Below are 19,856 nucleotides of genomic sequence, written 5' to 3' on the forward strand. Positions count from 1 at the left end.
CATGACCAAATCCTTCATCAAACCCCATATCAAGACGGCATTGGCGATCCTCTGGTTCGCCTTTACGTTCTCGCTGGTGGGATGGTGGTGGATTTACTTCCTGATCAAGCTCAGTCCGGAAAATGCATCCCTGGAAGAGATGAGGTTTTCCCATCGCATGTTTGCGTGGGAGGGCTCCATCCTTTTGGCAGCAATCTTGTTTGGCGGCATTGCGCTGGTGATCTTCACGTACCGTGATCAAAAGCGCCACCAGCGTCTGCGTTTCTTCTTTTCGACCTTCAGTCATGACATCAAGACCTCCATCGCCCGTCTGCGCCTGCAGGCCGAAGTTTTGGAAGAGGATCTGAACACCACTTCCCATCCCGTCATGAAACGCCTGATTCAGGATATCCAGCGCCTGGATTTGCAGCTTGAAAATTCCTTGTTGCTGGCGAATCTGGAAGCCGGAACTCTTTTAAAAGAGCAGGTTTCCTTGAGTGAACTTCTTTCCAGTCTGCGCAGTGAGTTTTCTGAACTTACTGTGGAGCTTGAGCGTGAAGCCAAAATCCTTGGCGATCGCCGTGCCCTGCTGAGTGTCTTGCGCAATCTGCTGCAAAACTCAGTTTTGCATGGAAAAGCCACTACGGTAAAAATCAAAGTCCGTCCGCATGGCGAAGGTCGTATTGAGCTGACCTTGCAGGACAACGGACTGGGCTTCAAGGGCATTCTAAAAAAACTCGGTTCTGAAATTCTGATGTCGCAGGATGTTCGCAGCAACGGTATCGGATTGCTTTTGACCAAACGCCTTCTGGAAAAGATGAAGGGCGATATCTGGTTTGAGTCCAAGGAAAATGAAGGCTTTATATCTCACATCGAACTGCAAGGAACTTTGCCATGAGAAAAATTCTTCTGGTCGAGGACGATATTTCCCTGGGTGAAACTCTGAACGAACGCCTGAAGCGCGACTATGATGTCGCCTGGGCCAAAAATCTTTCAGAGGCCTGGTCTTTGTTCTCAAAGACCAAGGATTTTGATCTGGCGATTCTGGATGTGGGACTGCCTGATGGCAGCGGCTTTGAACTGGCGGCAAAGATCCGCCAGACTTCTCCGATTCTGTTCCTGTTTTTGACGGCTCAAGCCGATGCGGAATCCCGTCTGAAGGGGTTTGAGCTGGGCGCGGAAGAATACATTCCCAAGCCGTTCCATTTGAAAGAACTTCTGATCCGCGTGAAACACGTTCTGGATGCCCATGCGCCGACGCGTGAACTGCAGCTTGAGACCTGCACCGTGAACTTCACGCAGATGTCGGTCACAAAAAAAACCGGACAGATCGAATATCCGCCGGTGACGGATCTGAAGATTCTGCAGCTTTTGATTGAAAAATCACCCCGCGTGCTAAGCCGGGATGAAATTATGAATGAAATCTGGGGCGTTGATAAAAACCCCAGCCATAGAACTATCGACAACATTATTGTGCGCTTGCGCCAGCTTCTGGGCGACGACGGAGAAAAACACATCCGTTCGGTTCGCGGGGTTGGCTATCAGTGGTCCACAGAGGAGGCAACATGAATCCATTATTCCAAAACGCTCTTAAGAGAACTCCTCAGGCGGTGCCACCTATCTGGTTTATGCGTCAGGCCGGTCGTTATCACAAACACTATCAAGGCATGCGCGCGAATCATTCTTTTGATGAACTTTGCAAAAAGCCCGAGTTGGCAGCGGAAGTCGCTCGTGGTCCGGTGGCAGAGTTTGACTTTGACGTTTCCATCCTGTTCAGCGACATCCTGTTCCCTTTGGAAGCTTTGGGTATGGGTCTGGAGTACACGGATCACGGTCCGCAACTGGGCTTCAAATTGAACCCGGAAACCCTGGGTCAGCTTGGTGGCGTGGAAGAAGCGGTCAAATTCATGCACTTCCAAAAAGAAGCTGTCCTGGCCACACGGGCCGTTCTGCCTTCCAATAAAAGTTTGATCGGCTTTGTCGGCGGTCCTTGGACACTGTTCGTTTATGCGGTGGAAGGTTCTCACGCTGGCTCGTTGATTCAGTCTAAAAAACTGGCTCCGATGTTCCCGCAGTTCCTGGAAAAGATGTATCCATTGCTTAAAGAAAATATCCGTCTGCAACTGGAAGGCGGCGTGGAGATCGTGATGATCTTTGACACTGCCGCAGGCGAAGTGTCGCCTCTGTTCTTTAAGGAATGGATCCAACCGGTTCTGACTCGTCTGTCGCAGGACTACCCGGGCAAGATCGGTTACTATTCCAAAGGCACCCAGGCCGTGTTCTTTGACGAAGCCTTCCGCGCGCTTCCTTGGGCGGGGCAGGGCTTTGATCACCGCTGTTATATCCCTGAATGCTTCAACATCCAGAATAAGGGTTTTGTGCAAGGAAACTTCGATCAAAGCCTGTTGTTCATGGAAGAAAGCGATTTCAAAAAAGCCGTTCAGACCTTCTTGAAACCAATGAAAGACATGAGCATTGAACAACGCGCAGGCTGGGTTTGCGGCCTAGGCCACGGGGTCTTGCCAAAGACCCCGGAAAAGCACGTGAAGCTGCTCGTAGATACTGTTCGTGAGGTGTTGTCATGATGAAAGATCTTTTAGCAAAATATGATGTTCCGGCTCCCCGTTACACTTCCTACCCGACAGTGCCTTACTGGGAAACCAACCCCACCACCGACCAATGGGTGCAGCATCTGCGCGCGACCTTGAAGGAAGGCACTGGCGGCTGGTCTTTGTATCTGCACATCCCGTTCTGTGAAAGTCTTTGCACTTTCTGCGGATGCAATAACATCATCACCAAAGACCACAAACGCGAAACACCTTACGTGGATATGGTGCTGAAAGAATGGCAGCTTTACCTGGATCGTGTTCCCGAGCTTCTGGAAAAGCCGCTAAAGCACATTCACCTGGGCGGCGGAACTCCGACATTCCTTTCTGCAGAAGCCTTGACCCAGTTACTTAAGCCCATCTTGTCCCGCGTGAAAATTGACACAAAGGATTTTGAAGGCTCTATCGAAGTGGATCCCCGTCGAACCAATGTTGAGCAGCTTAAAGCACTGCGTGAGCTGGGCTTTAACCGTGTCAGCATGGGTGTTCAGGATTTCCACCCCGAAGTTCAGCGCCTGGTGAATCGTATTCAGCCCCTGGAAATCACTCAGAAGCTGACTCAGGAAGCCCGCGATATGGGCTACACTTCCGTAAACTTTGACTTGATCTATGGACTGGCAAAACAAACTCCAGAATCCATCACAGAAACGGCCAAGGCAACCGTGGCACTAAGACCAGATCGTATTGCCTTGTACAGCTTTGCGCTTGTACCGTGGATCAAGCCCGCACAGCGTCTGTTTAAAGACGAAGATCTGCCAAAGTCTGCTGAAAAGCGCGAACTTTATGAAATCGCCCGCGGCATTCTGCTGGACGGCGGATATGTTGAAGTCGGCATGGATCACTTTGCTCTTCCAACCGACAATCTTTGCATCGCCATGAATGAAAAGCGTTTGCATCGAAACTTTATGGGTTACACGGATCAACGCACCGACGTTCTTTTGGGCATGGGTGTTTCCTCTATTTCTGAAACACCTTACAGCTTCCATCAGAATGAAAAGGTTCTGCCACTGTATGAGGCCGCTCTGAATGAAGGGCGCCTGCCGACCCTGCGTGGTCATATCCTGACTGACGAAGACAAAGTCCGCCGCGAGCAGATCCTTCAGCTGATGACAAACTTCGAGGTGTCATTCATCAATGAAGAACAAGAAACCAAGTCCAAAGAATTCCTGGCTGAAATGATCAAGGATGCCCTGGTCGAGGTCAAAGATCACAAGCTGTTGGTTAAAGAGGAAGGCCGCCCCTTCCTGCGTAACGCTTGTGTCTTTTTTGATGAGCGCTTGAAAAACAAACAACCTCAAACGAAGATCTTCTCTCAATCCATATGAGAACAGTGCACGTGATCGGCGCGGGCTTTGCGGGACTGACGGTTTCGCTAAGACTCGCCCAAAAAGGCTTTCAAGTTGAACTCTATGAAACCGCCCATCGGGTCGGTGGCCTTTTGGGCACCGATCAAACGGAGTACGGTATCGCTGAACGCGCTGCCAATGCGCTGATCCGCACCGAAAAATCAGAGGAGCTGTTTAAAGAACTGGGAGTTCCGGTCAGCCTGCCCTTGGAGTCTTCTAAAAAAAGATTCTTGTTCCGTGGCTCACCGAAAACATGGCCTTTAAGTTTGTTTGAAACCCTTGCGACTCTGGCCCGGGTTCTGCCACAGGTTTTTCTGCGGGGAAAAAAAGGCTTTAAGCCGCAGGCCGGGGAAACCCTGCAAACCTGGGGCGAGCGTCACCTGGGGAAAGCCCCCACACGATTTATTCTGGGACCGGCCATGCAGGGCATCTATGGCAATGAAATCACCGACCTCAGCGCCAGTCTGATTCTGGGGCCGATTTTCTCCCGAACCAAAAAAGGAAAATACCAAGGTCTTCTGACAGGTCCGGGAGGCATGCAGGATTTGGTGAATCATCTGGAGCAGCGCCTTCGTGAATTGGGCGTGAACATCCACCTGAATACAAACATCAAACTGGAAAACCTGCAGGGCCCTGTTGTGGTGGCCACTTCCGCCAAAGCCGCTGCCGAACTGACCAAGGTTCGGTACCCCAGTGTGGCTCAGGTTCTTTCGCGCATACAGATGTCGTCATTGATGAGTGTGACTTTGTTCTTCGCAAAGGCCCAGGACAAGTTCAAAGGATTTGGCTGCCTGATCCCACGTGGTTTTGATCTGAAAGCTCTGGGGGTTCTGATGAATTCCTATATCTTTAAGGACCGCGACAAAACTTACAACGAAACCTGGATCCTGGGCGGCGCCAAAGAAGAAAAGCTTTTGGATCTGAGTGATGCGGATCTGCTCAAACTGATCGCGGAAGAACGCCTCCGCATTCTGGGACAAAAAGACAGTTTGCTGGACTATCGCATCAACCGCTGGAAGAATGCCCTTCCCTATTACAATGTGCAGCTGGAAGAATCCCTGGCTGATCTAGATCAAGTGCAGCTGCCACAGGATCTTCATCTGCATGGCAATTATCTAAGTGGCATCGGATTAAGTAAAATTTTAGAACGCAGTGACCTCATTGCAGAAAAAATTGCGAGTCAACATGAGTAAAAAAGGTCTTTTGCTAATTAATATCGGAAGCCCTCGCTCTTACGAAGTCGAGGATGTGAAGAAATACCTGACAGCCTTTTTGATGGATAAGGAGGTGATCAATCTTCCCTTCCTGCTGCGCTGGCCTTTGGTAAACCTGCTGATCGTGCCTCGCCGAGCCCCATTTTCTGCCGAAAACTACAAAAAAGTCTGGATGGACGAAGGCTCCCCAATTGCCGTTTACACGCGTCGTTTTGCCAATGATCTGAAAAAACATCTGGGCGATGACTATGTCGTTAAAATCGGTCTGCGTTACAGTGAACCTTCCGTGGAAACAGCTTTACAGGAACTGGTGGATGCCAGAGTTGATGAAATCATCGTGGCTCCGATGTTCCCGCAGTACGCGGAAGCCACCAATGGAAGCTCCTTCAATCTTGTCGATGAGCTGGTCAAATCTCAGGGAATTAAGATCCCTCTGCGCCGACTGCCGGCCTTCTTCGACCAGCCCGCCTTTATCGAGCCCTCTGTCGAAATTGCGCGCGAGTCCTTACAGGACAAGGAAGTCGATCACTATCTGTTTTCCTTCCATGGTCTGCCGGAAAGTCACATTCGCAGAATTGAAGGCTGCCTGATCTCCGAGGACTGCTGCTTTGAGAAGAATGCCTGCGCTAAAAACTGTTATCGGGCGCAGTGTTTTGCCTCTGCCACCAAGATCGCAGAATCCCTGAATCTGCAACCAAGTCACTGGAGCGTTTCCTTCCAATCACGTTTGGGACGAGCCGAGTGGCTGAAGCCTGCAACGGATCACAGTCTGGAAGTACTGGCGAAAACAGGTAAGAAGAATATCGCAGTGATCTGTCCATCCTTTGTCGCCGATTGTATCGAGACATTGGAAGAAATCGGCATGGGAGGCCAAGAGACCTTCCACGAGTTCGGCGGTGAAAATTACTATCTGGTTCCTTGTGTGAATGAAAATCCACAATGGGTTCAAGGCTTCGCCAAGCTGATTCAGAACCTGCCGACAAAGTCCGTCTAAGGAATGAAAGATAAAAGCAGTGGCACCAGAATGGCCGTCATCAGGCCATTCAATGCCATGGCAAGACCGGCAAAAGCCCCCGCCATTTCGCTGATCTGAAAAGCACGCACAGTTCCCAGACCGTGGGCGGCCAGGCCCATGGCAAATCCTTTCACCACCGGATCCTGCACCCGCACCAGCTTCATGACGGTCGTTGCGATGATAGCTCCGGCAATCCCGGTGATCATGACAAACACGGTGGCCAGCGAAGGGGCGCCTCCGATCTTTTCAGCAATACCCATGGCAATCGGAGTCGTCACGGACTTCGGAGTCAGCGCCAGCAATACTTCATGCGGAAGCCCAAACAGCGCACCGAAAAAGACCGCACTTAAAATACCCACTGTCGAACCGATCACCAAAGCCACCATCAAAGGGGCCAGTACTTTTTTTAGCTTTTCCAGCTGATTGTATAGCGGCAACGCCAAGGCCACGGTCGCCGGTCCCAACATAAAATGAATCGGTCGTACTGCCTGGAAATAGTCTTTGTAGGGAATTTTACTGACAAGCAGAACCAGCACCACCGCGAGCATGGTCAGCACGGGTGGACTTAGCAACGGATGATCTTTCCCCCAACTGCTCAGACGACGGGCGACCAGATAAAAACCCAAGGTCACAATCAGTGCCAGAAGCTCAATCATGCTGGGCCCCCTTTGGATCCAACCTTCATCAACTGGTGAAAGATCATAGCTGTCACTCCCAAAGTGATCACCGTGCTTAACAAAACCGTCACCACCATGCCCACACCATAGCGCCCGAAAAGATCAAAGTAATCTATGACACCGACCCCGGCTGGAACAAAAAACAACGCCAAGTGTGCCGTAATAGAACGACTGAGAGACTCCACCTTGTCCTTCAGTGACGGTTTCAGCACCAGAGCGACAAAAAAGAACACCATCCCCAGAACCGGTCCGGGAATAAAAAGATTCAGGAAGTGCACAACGGCTTCACCTAATAGCTGGAAGGAAAGCAGGATCAATAAAGCTAAAATCATGATCTTCGCACTATACCACTATCTCATTTTGAGACAACTGCCGAGGTCGTATCCGGGTCTGCGATTTGCAGTCACTTAAAACAGATTCAAAGAGAGTGAGCTTATCTATGATTAAGATTGGAAGATTCCTGGCATTTGCGGCCGTGAGCCTGACCTTCGCCTCCCACGCCCTGGCGCTTTCGGCGGAAGCACTTTTGGCCCGCGACCTGCGTGCTGCCAAGATTCAGTTCGGACAAGAACAGCGCCTGTATCATTACTTTGATATCTACCGTGAAGAGGACAGCTCCACTCAGGCCTTAATGACCTCTCCCGAGGGACGACGAAAGATTATGCTAGACCGCATTTCATATGCGACCTCAAAGTTCTGGGCTCCGGCCTCCGCTGCCAAAGGGCTTTTTGCTGGGGAAGGGCTTTATCTTGCCATTGATCCCAGTGTTTCTGAAAGTTACGGAAAAATGCTGATCGAATTTAAGGTCAAACCTTCGACCTTCTATATTAACCTGGCTCGCGGAGTTTATCTTCAGTCGGACACCGTAAAAGCCATTTACGCCGAACACCACCTGACAGCTGATCCAGGTTTCGAAATCCCCGATTCCATGCGTATCTCGGAGATGACCCTGAACACGATTCTGCGCCCGGAAAATGCACGCTTCCGCTCTTTGTTACAAAGAGCCTTGAAGGCTGAAAACATTATGATGGCCGAATATCTCTGGCGCTCTGACTTGGATGTCATCTGCGGGGAAGAGTCTCTGCAAACAGCCTTCGTCTATATTGGAACGGACCCCACTCTTCCCGAGTTCAGCTCCGTTGAAATGGCTGACGTCAAGCAGGCGTATCCTTCCCTTAACCTGACCAGGTCGGAACAGATTGCCTCGATTGAAGCCCAAAAACTGATAACCCTGATCCGGGTGAATCAGGATGCGGGATCTCATCTGGAAAAGGTTCAAAATGCCCTTTCCATATATAAGTCAGAGCAAAGCCTGCATAAGACTCTGGGCACCCTGCACGGGTGTTCCCCTTAGCTCCCCCAAGGTGCCGACAAATTGGGGCACCTTCGTCAACGGGATGGACATCTTCGTTGATTCTGAGGTGGCTGAGGAGGATCTCATGTTGGTACGGATTGTGAAATAACCGGATTGTCTCAAAGGAGAGGTTGTTGATGTTTACAGGTCTAACCAAAAAAATACTGCACGTTTCTGTTGGTACGCTCCTGATTAGTTCCGCGGCATCTGCCAAGGTCTATCTGAATTCTATGTGCCACATGGCTGCGAATTCAACTCAAGGTGCTGTTCAAGGTGACAAGAACAAGGATGATAAGTTCCCACTGGCGTCGATTTCAAAAGTCGTAACCGCACTTTGGGCCATTGATCGTCTTGGGCCTGACTACCGCTATACAACCAAACTCCACATCACCCCGACAGCCAATGGTTCAGTGGACATTCATATTGAAGGCAGCCGCGACCCTATGTTCGGTCGCAATCTTAGCTACTTCCTGATTTCAGAGCTCAACCGCATGAAAATCAAAAAAGTGGAGAAGATGACGTTCGATGAAAACTTCCTTCTGACCTGGAAGGCCGAGGAAAAACCTTTGGTGGCCGGCACGACTCCTAAATACGAAACGGTGGAACAACAAGCCTCTGTCGTGCGCAGTACGATCATCAATGCTTTGGGCACGGCTGTGCAACCTTTGATGTACCAGTCGCTTAAATCCAAAGCGGCCCGTATCGGCGTTAAAATGGAATCGTTGCCAAGCCTCAGTATTCGCAACGTCGCTTATGTTCCCAAAGCAACATTCAAAAAAGATGCGCAAACAAAAACAGTTCTTTTGAGATCGGCACCTCTTCGTTCCATTCTAAAAAGAATGAACAATCAGTCCAATAACTATATCGCAGACACCCTGTTCTGGAATCTGGGTGGCACTGATAAATTTGAACAGTATGTAAAGACAACTTTGGCAGCCAGCGATGAAGACATCGTCTTCTACAATGGTTCCGGAAACAACGAAGGTTCCGTTGCCAGACCAATTTACAACGAAGCCACTTGTGAAATGATGGTGAAGGTTCTTTATCGTCTTGATAAAAAACTGGCTGAAAAAGGATATGATTTAAGTGATGTGATGGCTGTTGCCGGGAAAGATCGTGATTCCACAGTTAAGAACTACAGCGGCGTCATGTCAGCCTCCACGATTGCAAAGACAGGCAGCGTGAACAAAGCCAAGACTCTGGCTGGCAGTATTTCCACTAAAAATGGTGAGATTTATTTTGCGGTGCTTATGCATACCGATCAGGACAAAAATCGTTCTGACTGGGGTGTTGCCAGCCAGCAAATCAAAAACAAAGTGGCTCAGCTGATCAACACCAACGGTGGCCCGAAAAGAATCAGCTACACCGAGCAGTTGCCTCTGCCATTTGATGCTAAATCTTATCTCGTAGCCGCAGCTGCGCCAGCTGTGGTTGCGAAAAAATAGAGAAGGTGATTTATGAGCAAGAAATCCATGGTCCTGGCTGCGCTGATCTTCTTCTTCGCCGGACTTCTTCACGGAACAGCCTTTGCCGGAACCGGCAAGGCTTCCGCGGCTCTGAACGAGGCTGCTGAGCAAGGTGATCTTGCCAAAGTGAAGTCCTTGCTGACGAAAAATAAAATCGACCTTAACGCCCAGGACAGCACCGGCATGACACCTTTGATGATGGCGTCCATGGGCGGGAACCTGGATATCGTCAAGTTTCTTCTTTCTAAGAAAGTGAAACTGGAACTAAAAAATAACGGTGGCGAAACAGCTCTGGCTTTTGCTGTCACCAATGACAACTATGAAGTGGCTCAGGCCCTGATCGCCGCTGGTGCCAACGTGGATATTACCGTCGCCGGTGACGAGCAGGACACTTTATTCATGAGAGCTGCCGCCAACGACAAGAAGACGGCAGAAATCATTCTGAAAAAGAACAAGGCTCTGATCAACAAAACCAATAAACTGGGCGAAACAGCTTTGTTCTCGGTAGCCCGCTATGGAACACCTGAAGACATTCAGTTCCTGATCAAACACGGTGCGAACCTGAAGCTGAAAAACTCCAAAGGTCAGACTGCGTTGGATGTGGCAAAAGAAGCCAGCAATGCAGACACGACGGCTCTTTTAGCCAAAAAAATTAAGAAGTAAAACTTAGAGTCATTGAAAATAAAAAAGCCTGCATCCGTTCGGAGCAGGCTTTTTCTTTTTTGGTTCTTCCGAGGTTCTTGTGCCCTTACGCCGGGTAGAGTTCAAGTTTTCCGCAGTAGAACAAGATCGCGATTCGGTAGTTGGCAAAGTTTCTGAAGCCACGAGCATTGGCTTTGATGGATTGGATCTTCGAGTTGAACCCCTCCATCATCGCGTTGGTGATGTGGTGGCGTAAGTAGGTCAAGATGTTGTCGAGATGCCGGCGCATGAGCTTGGCGACGTCGCTCATCGGTTTAAGCCTGGAGTGCGTCGCCCACCAATACCATCGGTCGAAGAACTTTCTCGCCGAAGCTTGATACGTGTAGCTCCAAAACTCCGAGAACATCTCCTTCATCGACCACGCTCGCCCTGATTTAAGTTTATCCATGCGAAGCTCGTTGAACCGAGAGGTCTCGGCATCGCTCATGTTCTCGGGGTTTTTCAGAAACAGATATTTCGCACCTTTGAGTGTCTCGACATCGTCTTTCATAAACGCCCGATGCTCTTGGCGCCTCACTTTGTCGACCGCATCGCCCAAGTATTTTGAGATGTGGAACTTGTCGTGCACGATGTCGGCTTGGGGCGCATTCGTCTTTGTTGACGTGATGAAGGCGTCCCACATATCCATCGCAACAGCATCGATGCCGGATCTCGTCTCCTCTGGAAGCTTCTGCCAGAGTGAGTCTGTGGCCTCAAGTGTTCTGCCTTCGACGACATCTAGAACGCGTGCACCACCGATGTCGGTCATCAGTGAGGCGTACTTGTGACCTTTCAAAAAACTTTTCTCATCGATACCGACGTGTTTGATCTCATCAAGCTTGCGACGCTCAAGACCGCGTTCGACCGCGCGCTTTTGGATGTGATGGACCTGGTCCCACGAAAGCCCTAAAAGCCTTGCCGCCTCTTTGAGGCTCTTGGCGGCAATCATGACGTCAATCGCGAGCCTCTCAAAAAGCAGAGTGAAGCGAGAGTTCGGACCAGCCCATGGGACGTTGATTGTCTTCGCCCCATGCTCCTTGCAATCTGATCTTGGTACACGTGAGCGAATGATCGTTTGAAATTGCATCGTGTCCAAATGCCGCCACCTGCGCTCCTCGCGGTGATCTTTGATCGAACACGATCGCCCGCACTCGGGGCACTCCGGCTCGTGGCCTTTCGACCACTCGACATCAACCTCGACGAGACGATTTACGGTATCAAGGTTGACGTTAGTGACTGACCACGGCGGCACAAGACCGAGAAGCTGCTCGAACAACTGGTGTGAATCGGATGGATTTCTCATCCGAAAATCGAAGCTCATAAATTAAGCGAATTCAATTCGTGCGCGCCGGGCTACCCACAAAAAACTCGGAATACCCTCTTTTTTTAATCCCGGGAAAGGATTAAGAGAACAGACGCTTGAAGAATCCTGCGACCTTTTGGCCGATGGATTTTTGCGCCGCCACTGGAACTCTTTTCTTGGCAGAAGCTCCCTGACGTTGTTGCGGTTGACCGTGCGGCTTGCGAGCCTGCTGTTCGTGTCTTGGTTTCTGCTCACCACGTTTTTGGTCGTGCTGACGTTTTGGTCCGCCTTCATGCTGTCTTTTCGGACGGTTGTCCTGACGGCCTGGTTGACCTTGGCCTTGACCACCGGCCTGCGCAGACTTCTGCTGCCCTTCTGGACGTGGACCACGCTCTGGACGAGGTCCGCGATCACCGCGTTCACGGCGAGGGCCACGGTCGCCTTCACGGCGCGGGCCTCTGTCACCACCACGGCCGCCTTCACGAGGCGCACGTGCACGATCCAAAGACTTTGGATAATGACCTTCGAAGTGGGAAGACATCGGTTTGAATTCTTTGACCAGCTGGTCATTTTCCAGATAGCCCACTTCGATTTTGTGTTTCAAATAGTCTTCGATACGAGCCAAAGATTCGATATCTTTGTCACCCACCAAAGAAAACGCCTGACCCGTTGTACCCGCACGACCAGTGCGGCCAATACGGTGAACATAGGATTCAGAGTCCATCGGAAGCTCGAAGTTCACAACCATGTCCACACCCTTGATGTCCAGACCGCGAGCCGCAACGTCTGTAGCAACAAGAATGTTCATGTCGTTTTCAGCCTTGAATTGTTCAATCACGCGGTTGCGCTGAGCTTGAGTCAAAAGGCTGGAAATCGCCATCGCCGGAATTCCGTTTTCAGTCAGGAACTTCGCAATTCTTTCCACGCTCATTTTAAAGTTCGTGAAGATGATGGCTTGTTTGGGATTATGCACTTTCAGCAAAGACAAAAGGTGCTGAGGCTTTTCATCGCTTCCCACGTGGAAAATCTGGTCTTTCACGTTTTCTGCTTTGGCCTGGTCACGACTGATGTTGATTTCAACCGGCTCGGAACCGAACTGGTAAATCGTGTTCAAAACATCAAAGTTCAAAGTCGCACTGAACACCAGCAACTGACGTTCACGAGGAACACGTTGCAGGATGTATTTCATGTCGTCCTTGAAACCCATGTCGAACATACGGTCGGCTTCGTCGAAAACAATCGCACGAACTTGTTTCAAATCAACAAGGTGCTCTTTGTACAGGTCAATCAAGCGGCCTGGGGTTGCCACGATAAACTCAACACCGTTTTTTAGCGCCTCTTTTTGTTTATCGTAACCAGTCCCACCGTAGATCGCAAAGCCGCGAAGGCCTGAATCCACGCTCAACTTGTTAATGTTGTCCTGAACTTGCTCTGCCAATTCACGGGTTGGAACAAGAATCAGAATAAAATTCTGAGGTTTCCAGTCCGCGAAAGCGCGTTTTTCAATCACGGCTTTTTGTTCTTCAGAGACTTCACCCTGAGCCGGGCGAGCACGCAAGATACGTTCCATCAAAGGAATCAGGAAGGCCGCTGTTTTACCAGTGCCGGTTTGAGCAAGACCAGCAACGTCTTTGCCATCAAGAACAGGAGGCATGGCCTGTTCCTGGATTGGGGTGCAATCATCGTAGCCAATTTTTTGGATTGCAGATACTAATAGGGAATCTAAATTCAATTCTGAGAATTTCAACTTTCATTACTCCGGTCTGAAGCCTCCAAGCTACTTAGCAGGAGGCTAAAAGTCAAAGCAGGGGCTTAAAAGCCGCCCACAAACATTTTCAGCGCCTCTGTAAAGGCCTGAGGTTGATCTGAGTGGACCCAATGTCCAGCTCCGGGGATTACGACGCCCTTAATCATAGGGTTGCTAGCCAGCATCTTGTCGTAGTTTTCCTGCGATAACTCCTTGGAGTTGGCTCCTCTTACCAGCAGGGTCGGCATTTTCAGGGACTTCACCTCGTCCCATCTCTCATCCGTTCTTCCCAAACGAACAGAATCAATAATGCCATTTTTAGAAAAGCGCCAATCGACAGTGCCATTCGGCTGCTCGGTCATATTCGAATAAAAGTAATTGGCCATCACCTGGATGTTCTCGCGGGTCTTTGCAGTTTTGACAAAGTCCTCAAAGAAATAGCGCTTGGCCTCTTCACGGGTGGCAAACGGCGCCGGCACCAAATTCAATAAATATTCGTAATACTCGTGAGCCTGAGGGTTGGCTTCTGGACCAATGTCCTCAATCACCAACTGGGACACATATTCCGGGAACCGGGAGGCAAAGTTCAAAACATTGCGCCCTCCCATGGAATGACCGACCAAAACGAACTGATCCCACCCCAACTCGTCCACAATCATTCTGAGGTCATCGGCATAATCTTCCGGGCTGTAACCTTCTGCCGGTTGGAAAGACCGGCCATGGCCCCGTTGATCGAACGCCAGACAACGCTCGGTCGCCTCCAGCCCCTGAATGATCTTGCGCCAGTTCTGCCCATAGCCCATAAGGCCGTGAACGAAAACCCATTTGCGCCCGTCTTCGGGGCCATAGACATGATGGTAGAAATTATTGAGGTAAGACATAACTTTTTATACTCCTCCAAATCCGCTCCGTCATGTTGATTTATTCAAAAGACCCTCAATTATTTCAATGACTTAAGATCAAAGACTTGTCCTGCAGGTCTTTTATTATTCACGTTTGAATTTTGATGCGAAGGGATGTAGATTCACCCTCAATGACTGCCCAACAAAAACCCCAGCTCCACGAGGACTGGATCGACTCCTACGCATTAAGAATTGTTCGGAACCTTCAAGACGCCGGTTTTGAAACCTACCTTGTCGGTGGTTGCGTTCGAGATTTGCTTGTAGGGATTCATCCTAAAGATTTTGATATCGCCACCAGTGCCCACCCCAATCAAGTGCGTAAAAAAGTTCCCAATGCTTACGTGATCGGCCGCCGCTTCAAGCTGGTGCTTGTCAAGCGTGGTGATCAACAGTTCGAGGTCGCGACCTTCCGTCGCAATGTGACCCAGGAAGAACTGGCTGAGCAAGGTGATGACACTATTGAAGGTGACAACTATTTCGGAACGGTTCAGGAAGATGCAGTTCGCCGCGACTTTACCTGCAACGCCGTCTTCTATGATCCGGGCGCTCACAAGCTGATCGATTATTGCGGCGGTATTCAGGATATCGAAAATCGTGTCTTGCGCATGATCGGCGATCCGAAAGAGCGCTTCATCGAAGATCCAATTCGCATTCTGCGCGCCATCCGTCTGTCGCACAAACTGCATTTTTCCATTGAATCCAGCATGCGTGCAGCAATTGCTGACTGCAGTGGCGAACTGAAAAAATCCGTTCTTCCGCGTCGTCGTGAGGAATGGCTGAAGTTCATGCGCCTGAAAGAGCCACACCTGGCTTTCATGGAGCTGTTTGATCTGCATATTCTGGAACAGATCCTTCCGGGCTTGCAGTCTGTGTTTGTGAACCCCGCGAAGATGGAAACCTTTGAATTGCATATGGCTCGCATCAATATCGCCGGCATTGATAAGAATGATCCGACGGAGCTGTTTGCCGCCTTTATGATGGGCTTTATGAAAGCTCAATATGGCGAAGATCCGTGGAATCACGATGAACTGGCCAACGATGCAAAGCTTGCCTACTTCATGCGAGAGGAAATGGGCATCTTCAAACAGGAAGCCGCTGTGTTCTTTAAAGCCTTGCACGTCATGCAGGGTCTTCACCGTATCGAGCAGTACAGCCGCAAAGGCGAACGCCGTCAGGCGGCTTTCGTGATGAACGAAGCCTTCCCGCTAGCGATGAAGCTGGCGATCATGGACTTCTCGTTGTCACCGGCGCAGATGTTGTTCTGGAATCAGCAGCTTGAGAAGTTTTCCCGTTCCGGCGCCTTCGCCCGGGCCAAACACGAGGAAACCCACCACTAAGCTCCCTCAGAGTCTCAATTCAAGTCATTTCAAATTGAATTGAGACCAACTTATTGAAGCTCCCCTGTGAAAAGCAGATAATAAAGGCAGTGTCACCCAGCGTGGACTGCCTGAAAGATCCACGTAAAACGATGGAAGGTTTTACCCATGGGACGGAACGACCAAAAGAAGAACACTTTCCTTATTGTCAGCGGCGATAAAACGCGCATCCATAAATGCACCGAAAGCCTGCAACGGAATTTTGAAAACTGCTCGGTCTTTCATGGGGCGGAATGGTTTGAAGCCAAATACAAGCTCGACAACGTTCATCCCAAAGCGGTTCTGGTGGATGAGTATCTTCCCAAAGGGTCAGGCTTTGACATTGTTTCCAAAATTCTGAAAGAGAAAAACAACGACGACATCGCCATCATCATCATGTCTTACGTCGCGGATCACGATATTTTCAAAAACGAAGTGGCTTCGGGTCGTGTGCAGTTCCTGACGGAACCGGACCGCGAAAAAGCGCTGGTGGACTGTGTTGCAAAGATCATCTCGCCCAAGACAGACACCAATCAACCGCAGTATGAACTGAAACAGCTGCAACCCGGTGATGTTCTCTTCAAAGAAGGCGACATCACGGAAGTGGCTTACATCGTAAAAAAAGGCAGCCTGCGCGCCTACTCTGAAGGAAGCGATGGCGACAAGGTGATGCTCGGGGAAATCATGCCTGGCGAGTTCGTCGGCGAAATGGGCCACTTCAATCACGAACCCCGTTCCGCCACCGTCGAAGCCATCACAGAGGTGGAGTTGATTGCCATCCCCAATGGCTCTTTGGACAACGTGATCTTCGCGCGCCCTTCGTGGGCCAAGGCTTTGGTAAAAACCCTGTCCCAGCGCCTTAAAAAGGCCAACAAAGCCCTGACGGGCTAAAACGCGACCAAGCGGACTGCAAGGCAGCCCTTATTTTAACTTCTCCCACAGATAGCTGTATTCCAGCGTGTTCCACAGGATGGCCTGTTCGATGTTGGCGCTGCCCGCGTGCCCACCTTCCATGTTTTCATAATAGTAAACCGGATGTCCCTGTTCTTTCATACGTGCCACCATCTTGCGTGCATGACCCGGATGAACACGATCGTCCTTGGTGCTGGTCATGATCAGCACTTCTGGATACTTGGCATCCTTCTGCACGCGCTGGTAAGGCGAGTACTTCAAGATCGCCTCGCGCATTCTGGGTTCTTCCGGGTTTCCGTATTCATCCATCCAGCTCGCCCCCGCCAGCAGTTTGTGATAGCGAAGCATGTCCAACAACGGCACACCCACGATCACGGCATTGAACAGATCCGGACGTGTTGTGAACGTAGCCCCTGTCAAAAGCCCCCCGTTGGAACGACCCGAGATCCCCAGGTGCTGGGGTGACGTAAATCCACGACGGATCAGATCTTCAGCAATGGCGATGTTGTCCTGATAAACTTTGAAACGGTTTTCCTTCAGCACTGCCTGATGCCAGGCGGGGCCAAACTCTCCACCGCCACGCAGATTGCTCAGCACATAAACGCCACCTTTTTCCACCCACACTTTGCCAACAAAGTTGAGGTACGAAGGCTGCATCGGTGACTGAAACCCGCCGTATCCATAAAGAAGTGTCGGATTTTTCCCGTTCAGCTTCAGATCCTTCTTGCAAACCACAAAGTACGGGATCTTTGTTCCATCCGCACTGACGGCCTCAAAGCGCTCGGTCTTCATCCCTTCGCTGTTAAAACGCTCGGGGGATTTTTTCAAAAGCTCCAGGTGATTCCCTTTATCAGAAGCATTTCCGATATAAGTGGAAGTCGGCGTCAGAAAATCCACATACTGCGCAAGATAGGTGTCACTTTCCTCTTCTGTAGAGGTGACGTAGGCCATGCCATTTTCACCCAGCTTCACGGGTTCCGTGATCCAGGTATCCTGCGAGGTGAACGTCACTTTTTCAATGCGTGACAGAACATTATCAGTTACATGCAAAAGGATATGATTCTTCGTGGGATTTAACCCCTGAATGAATCTTTTTTCTGTCGGCACAAACAAGGCCTTCAAAGACTTCTGCGCAGCCTCGCCTTTTGCAATTTCACTCAAGGGCATAAACACGATACTGCCAGTTTTGAAAGAGCCCAGATCGGACTTCAGTTCAAAGAACAGCTTGTCCTCAAAAACACCCCAGAATTCGGAATCTTCAGGCATCGGCAGGCGAATCTTGTTGCCACTTTTGTCTTCATACCAATTGGCGCTGCTGTAAAAGCCTTTGCGGATGCTGTGGAAAACATAACGTTTGTCATTTTCATCCATGATGTAGCTATAAGCGGACATGTCTGTCGGGGCTGCTTCCTGAACAACCGTTGCTTCGGACAACGGCGTGCCACGCTTCCATAGCTTCACAATGCGGGGATAGCCGGAATCAGTCAAAGAGCCCGGGCCAAAATCAGTTCCGACAAAGACAGTGTTTTCATCCTTCCAGGACATATTGGCTTTGGCTTCCGGTAAGTTGAAACCATCTTTGACGAACTGTCGTGTGTTCATGTCAAACTCACGCACGACTGTCGCATCTTTTCCACCACGGGACAGGTACACCAGTGCACGATCATGCTTCGGCCCCAGGGTGCTGGCGCCTTTCCATACCCAGTTCTCCTTTTCCTTTTTCGCAAGTGCATCAATATCCAGAATCACATCCCATTGAGGTTCAGCCGTTTTGTAGCTGCTCAAAGTGGTTTTGCGCCACAGGCCGCGCACATGCTTGTCATCCTGCCAGAAGTTGTAAAGCTCGCCCTTTTTCAGACTGACACCGGGAATGCGGTCTTTAGCCAGCAGGATCTTGCGAACCCCCTGCTCCACTTCTTTGTAGGTCGAGGTTCCCTGAAAGTGCTCCAGCGTGCGTTTGTTTTCTGCCTTGGCAAACTCCAAAGCTTTCGGACCTTCAACTTCTTCAAGCCAGATATAGGGATCATTCAGATTCATAGCCTCAACCTCATTTCTTACCACAGACGATTTACAACCAATGAACAACAAAGACGACAAAAGTAACACTAGAGATTTCTGGGACACCGACGGGCTCCTTGCGATCCGAACATTTTAGAAAGCAGATCCTGAAAAGGGCAATAAAAAACCCCCGCAAAAGATGCAGGGGTCTTCGCTGAAAATTTGTGGATTGTTTTAAGCCGCGTTACGAGCTTGCAGTTGATTCAGCAGATCGTTGGCGATGCGATCCAGTGGCAGCACTTTGTCCGCCGCCCCTAAAGCCACCGCTGCAGCAGGCATCCCGTATACCACACAGGTTTCTTCGTTCTGAGCCACGGTGTAAGCACCGGCATTCTTCATTTCCAACAGACCTTCCGCGCCATCCTTACCCATACCGGTCAGAACCACACCCATCGCATTCTTACCAACAAACTTCGCCACGGATTTCATCAGATAGTCCGCCGCCGGGCGCACACTGTGCAATGCCGGCCCCTGGTGAAGTTTCACATAGTAGAACGCTCCACTTCGCGTGATTTCCATATGATAGTTGCCCGGGGCAATCAACACACGACCGGGAACAACCTGATCCCCTTCTTCAGCCTCTTTGACTTCGAAAGGAAACATCTTATTCAGATTTTCAGCAAAGGACTTGGTAAAACCCGGCGGCATGTGCTGCACCACCAAAGTTCCCGGGATATCTGCCGGCATTCCGCTTAAAAAAACTTTCAAAGCTTCGGTTCCACCGGTCGACGAGGCCACGGCCAACAATTGGTGCGTCGTGCGCGCCAACGAAGTCACAGGCTTTTTGACCGCTGCAGCCCCAGTAGGCACCACAACTTTTACCGGATTGATGCGGGCTTTTGAAACGGCTTTAACTTTTTCAATAATAGACTGGGACAAAGACTCCAGACTTTGACTGACGTCGATGGAAGGCTTTTCCATGATTTCAATCGCCCCGGCCTCCAATGCCCGTAGATAGGTCTCAGAGCCTGTTTTCGCCAAACTGGAAAAGATAATCGTTCTAGTCGGAAAGTGCTGCATGACTTTTTCCAGGAAGCTGATGCCATCCATACGGGGCATTTCCACATCCAAAGTCATTACATCCGGCTTCAGAGCCACCAGCTTATCGCGAGCGATATACGGGTCTGAGGCAGTCCCCACCACTTCGATGTCCGGACAGGTGGAGAAAATCTTCTCCAGCAACTTACGAATCACCGCCGAATCATCCACAATCAAAACACGAATTTTCTGAGCCATAAGGG

At 50.2% G+C, this 19,856-nt stretch carries 18 protein-coding genes; 11 read left to right on the top strand and 7 right to left on the bottom strand.

Features of this window, described 5'->3' with window-relative positions; genetic code table 11:
- Window position 1: 1 nt before the first annotated feature.
- From ACZ5ZV_RS17995 to hemH, 6 genes are read left to right on the top strand one after another with little or no spacing between them, the layout of a single operon-like run.
- Window positions 2-877 (top strand): sensor histidine kinase, encoded by an 876-nt coding sequence (locus tag ACZ5ZV_RS17995; protein ID WP_464118596.1) that lies wholly within the window; start codon window positions 2-4, stop codon window positions 875-877.
- Window positions 874-1,548, top strand: coding sequence for a response regulator transcription factor (locus ACZ5ZV_RS18000; protein ID WP_464118597.1), 675 nt, complete (start codon window positions 874-876; stop codon window positions 1,546-1,548). Before ACZ5ZV_RS17995 ends, ACZ5ZV_RS18000 begins: the two co-directional genes overlap by 4 nt.
- Window positions 1,545-2,564 carry a uroporphyrinogen decarboxylase family protein gene (locus ACZ5ZV_RS18005; protein WP_464118598.1) on the top strand — a complete coding sequence of 340 codons (1,020 nt, stop codon included), beginning with the start codon at window positions 1,545-1,547 and terminating at the stop codon, window positions 2,562-2,564. The genes ACZ5ZV_RS18000 and ACZ5ZV_RS18005 overlap by 4 nt, the downstream gene beginning before the upstream one ends.
- Complete coding sequence (gene hemN / locus ACZ5ZV_RS18010; protein WP_464118599.1) at window positions 2,561-3,910, top strand: oxygen-independent coproporphyrinogen III oxidase; 1,350 nt, start codon at window positions 2,561-2,563, stop codon at window positions 3,908-3,910. Before ACZ5ZV_RS18005 ends, hemN begins: the two co-directional genes overlap by 4 nt.
- Window positions 3,907-5,124 carry a protoporphyrinogen/coproporphyrinogen oxidase gene (locus ACZ5ZV_RS18015; protein WP_464118600.1) on the top strand — a complete coding sequence of 406 codons (1,218 nt, stop codon included), beginning with the start codon at window positions 3,907-3,909 and terminating at the stop codon, window positions 5,122-5,124. The genes hemN and ACZ5ZV_RS18015 overlap by 4 nt, the downstream gene beginning before the upstream one ends.
- Complete coding sequence (gene hemH / locus ACZ5ZV_RS18020) at window positions 5,117-6,139, top strand: ferrochelatase (RefSeq protein WP_464118601.1); 1,023 nt, start codon at window positions 5,117-5,119, stop codon at window positions 6,137-6,139. The genes ACZ5ZV_RS18015 and hemH overlap by 8 nt, the downstream gene beginning before the upstream one ends.
- Here hemH and ACZ5ZV_RS18025 read toward each other — a convergent pair.
- Window positions 6,136-6,816 (bottom strand): LrgB family protein, encoded by a 681-nt coding sequence (locus tag ACZ5ZV_RS18025; protein ID WP_464118602.1) that lies wholly within the window; start codon window positions 6,814-6,816, stop codon window positions 6,136-6,138. The two genes, hemH and ACZ5ZV_RS18025, sit on opposite strands and share 4 nt — an antisense overlap.
- A complete protein-coding gene (locus tag ACZ5ZV_RS18030; protein ID WP_464118603.1) occupies window positions 6,813-7,169 on the bottom strand; it encodes a CidA/LrgA family protein in 357 nt (118 codons plus the stop codon). The genes ACZ5ZV_RS18025 and ACZ5ZV_RS18030 overlap by 4 nt, the downstream gene beginning before the upstream one ends.
- Window positions 7,170-7,276: 107 nt before the next feature.
- On the opposite strand from ACZ5ZV_RS18030, the gene ACZ5ZV_RS18035 reads away from it, so the two are divergent.
- From ACZ5ZV_RS18035 to ACZ5ZV_RS18045, 3 genes are all read left to right on the top strand, one after another.
- Window positions 7,277-8,191, top strand: a complete 915-nt coding sequence (locus ACZ5ZV_RS18035; RefSeq protein WP_464118604.1) for a hypothetical protein — start codon at window positions 7,277-7,279, stop codon at window positions 8,189-8,191.
- A gap of 137 nt (window positions 8,192-8,328) precedes the next feature.
- Window positions 8,329-9,636, top strand: a complete 1,308-nt coding sequence (locus ACZ5ZV_RS18040) for a D-alanyl-D-alanine carboxypeptidase (protein ID WP_464118605.1) — start codon at window positions 8,329-8,331, stop codon at window positions 9,634-9,636.
- 12 nt (window positions 9,637-9,648) lie between these two features.
- Window positions 9,649-10,320, top strand: coding sequence for an ankyrin repeat domain-containing protein (locus ACZ5ZV_RS18045; RefSeq protein ID WP_464118606.1), 672 nt, complete (start codon window positions 9,649-9,651; stop codon window positions 10,318-10,320).
- An 85-nt stretch (window positions 10,321-10,405) separates the two neighbouring features.
- Here ACZ5ZV_RS18045 and ACZ5ZV_RS18050 read toward each other — a convergent pair whose 3' ends face one another.
- The 3 genes from ACZ5ZV_RS18050 to ACZ5ZV_RS18060 all read right to left on the bottom strand — a co-directional run bounded on the left by ACZ5ZV_RS18050 (window position 10,406) and on the right by ACZ5ZV_RS18060 (window position 14,269).
- Entirely contained in the window at window positions 10,406-11,641 is a 1,236-nt protein-coding gene (locus ACZ5ZV_RS18050) for an ISL3 family transposase (RefSeq protein ID WP_464117565.1), read from the bottom strand.
- A 100-nt stretch (window positions 11,642-11,741) separates the two neighbouring features.
- Entirely contained in the window at window positions 11,742-13,388 is a 1,647-nt protein-coding gene (locus tag ACZ5ZV_RS18055; RefSeq protein ID WP_464118607.1) for a DEAD/DEAH box helicase, read from the bottom strand.
- 65 nt (window positions 13,389-13,453) lie between these two features.
- Window positions 13,454-14,269, bottom strand: coding sequence for an alpha/beta fold hydrolase (locus tag ACZ5ZV_RS18060; RefSeq protein WP_464118608.1), 816 nt, complete (start codon window positions 14,267-14,269; stop codon window positions 13,454-13,456).
- 152 nt (window positions 14,270-14,421) lie between these two features.
- Here ACZ5ZV_RS18060 and ACZ5ZV_RS18065 point away from each other — a divergent pair, with 152 nt between their 5' ends.
- Window positions 14,422-15,627: a CCA tRNA nucleotidyltransferase gene (locus ACZ5ZV_RS18065; protein ID WP_464118609.1), complete on the top strand. Its 1,206-nt coding sequence runs from the start codon at window positions 14,422-14,424 to the stop codon at window positions 15,625-15,627.
- A 147-nt stretch (window positions 15,628-15,774) separates the two neighbouring features.
- Window positions 15,775-16,536 carry a cyclic nucleotide-binding domain-containing protein gene (locus ACZ5ZV_RS18070; protein WP_464118610.1) on the top strand — a complete coding sequence of 254 codons (762 nt, stop codon included), beginning with the start codon at window positions 15,775-15,777 and terminating at the stop codon, window positions 16,534-16,536.
- 30 nt (window positions 16,537-16,566) lie between these two features.
- On the opposite strand, the gene ACZ5ZV_RS18075 is transcribed toward ACZ5ZV_RS18070, so the two are convergent.
- On the bottom strand, window positions 16,567-18,594 hold the full coding sequence (locus ACZ5ZV_RS18075) for a prolyl oligopeptidase family serine peptidase (RefSeq protein WP_464118611.1): 2,028 nt from the start codon (window positions 18,592-18,594) through the stop codon (window positions 16,567-16,569).
- Window positions 18,595-18,789: 195 nt separating this feature from the next.
- Window positions 18,790-19,851 (bottom strand): protein-glutamate methylesterase/protein-glutamine glutaminase, encoded by a 1,062-nt coding sequence (locus ACZ5ZV_RS18080; RefSeq protein ID WP_464118612.1) that lies wholly within the window; start codon window positions 19,849-19,851, stop codon window positions 18,790-18,792.
- Window positions 19,852-19,856: the final 5 nt, after the last annotated feature.

The sequence above is a fragment of the Bdellovibrio sp. HAGR004 genome (assembly GCF_055397015.1).

Coding starts and splice junctions, on each gene's coding strand:
- ACZ5ZV_RS18050 (WP_464117565.1), bottom strand. CDS start 11,641: ATGAGAAATCCATCCGATTCACACCAGTTGTTCGAGCAGCTTCTCGGT.
- ACZ5ZV_RS18035 (WP_464118604.1), top strand. CDS start 7,277: ATGATTAAGATTGGAAGATTCCTGGCATTTGCGGCCGTGAGCCTGACC.
- ACZ5ZV_RS18080 (WP_464118612.1), bottom strand. CDS start 19,851: ATGGCTCAGAAAATTCGTGTTTTGATTGTGGATGATTCGGCGGTGATT.
- ACZ5ZV_RS18015 (WP_464118600.1), top strand. CDS start 3,907: ATGAGAACAGTGCACGTGATCGGCGCGGGCTTTGCGGGACTGACGGTT.
- ACZ5ZV_RS18030 (WP_464118603.1), bottom strand. CDS start 7,169: ATGATTTTAGCTTTATTGATCCTGCTTTCCTTCCAGCTATTAGGTGAA.
- ACZ5ZV_RS17995 (WP_464118596.1), top strand. CDS start 2: ATGACCAAATCCTTCATCAAACCCCATATCAAGACGGCATTGGCGATC.
- ACZ5ZV_RS18075 (WP_464118611.1), bottom strand. CDS start 18,594: ATGAATCTGAATGATCCCTATATCTGGCTTGAAGAAGTTGAAGGTCCG.
- ACZ5ZV_RS18065 (WP_464118609.1), top strand. CDS start 14,422: ATGACTGCCCAACAAAAACCCCAGCTCCACGAGGACTGGATCGACTCC.
- ACZ5ZV_RS18060 (WP_464118608.1), bottom strand. CDS start 14,269: ATGTCTTACCTCAATAATTTCTACCATCATGTCTATGGCCCCGAAGAC.
- ACZ5ZV_RS18000 (WP_464118597.1), top strand. CDS start 874: ATGAGAAAAATTCTTCTGGTCGAGGACGATATTTCCCTGGGTGAAACT.
- ACZ5ZV_RS18025 (WP_464118602.1), bottom strand. CDS start 6,816: ATGATTGAGCTTCTGGCACTGATTGTGACCTTGGGTTTTTATCTGGTC.
- hemN (WP_464118599.1), top strand. CDS start 2,561: ATGATGAAAGATCTTTTAGCAAAATATGATGTTCCGGCTCCCCGTTAC.
- ACZ5ZV_RS18040 (WP_464118605.1), top strand. CDS start 8,329: ATGTTTACAGGTCTAACCAAAAAAATACTGCACGTTTCTGTTGGTACG.
- ACZ5ZV_RS18045 (WP_464118606.1), top strand. CDS start 9,649: ATGAGCAAGAAATCCATGGTCCTGGCTGCGCTGATCTTCTTCTTCGCC.
- hemH (WP_464118601.1), top strand. CDS start 5,117: ATGAGTAAAAAAGGTCTTTTGCTAATTAATATCGGAAGCCCTCGCTCT.
- ACZ5ZV_RS18070 (WP_464118610.1), top strand. CDS start 15,775: ATGGGACGGAACGACCAAAAGAAGAACACTTTCCTTATTGTCAGCGGC.
- ACZ5ZV_RS18005 (WP_464118598.1), top strand. CDS start 1,545: ATGAATCCATTATTCCAAAACGCTCTTAAGAGAACTCCTCAGGCGGTG.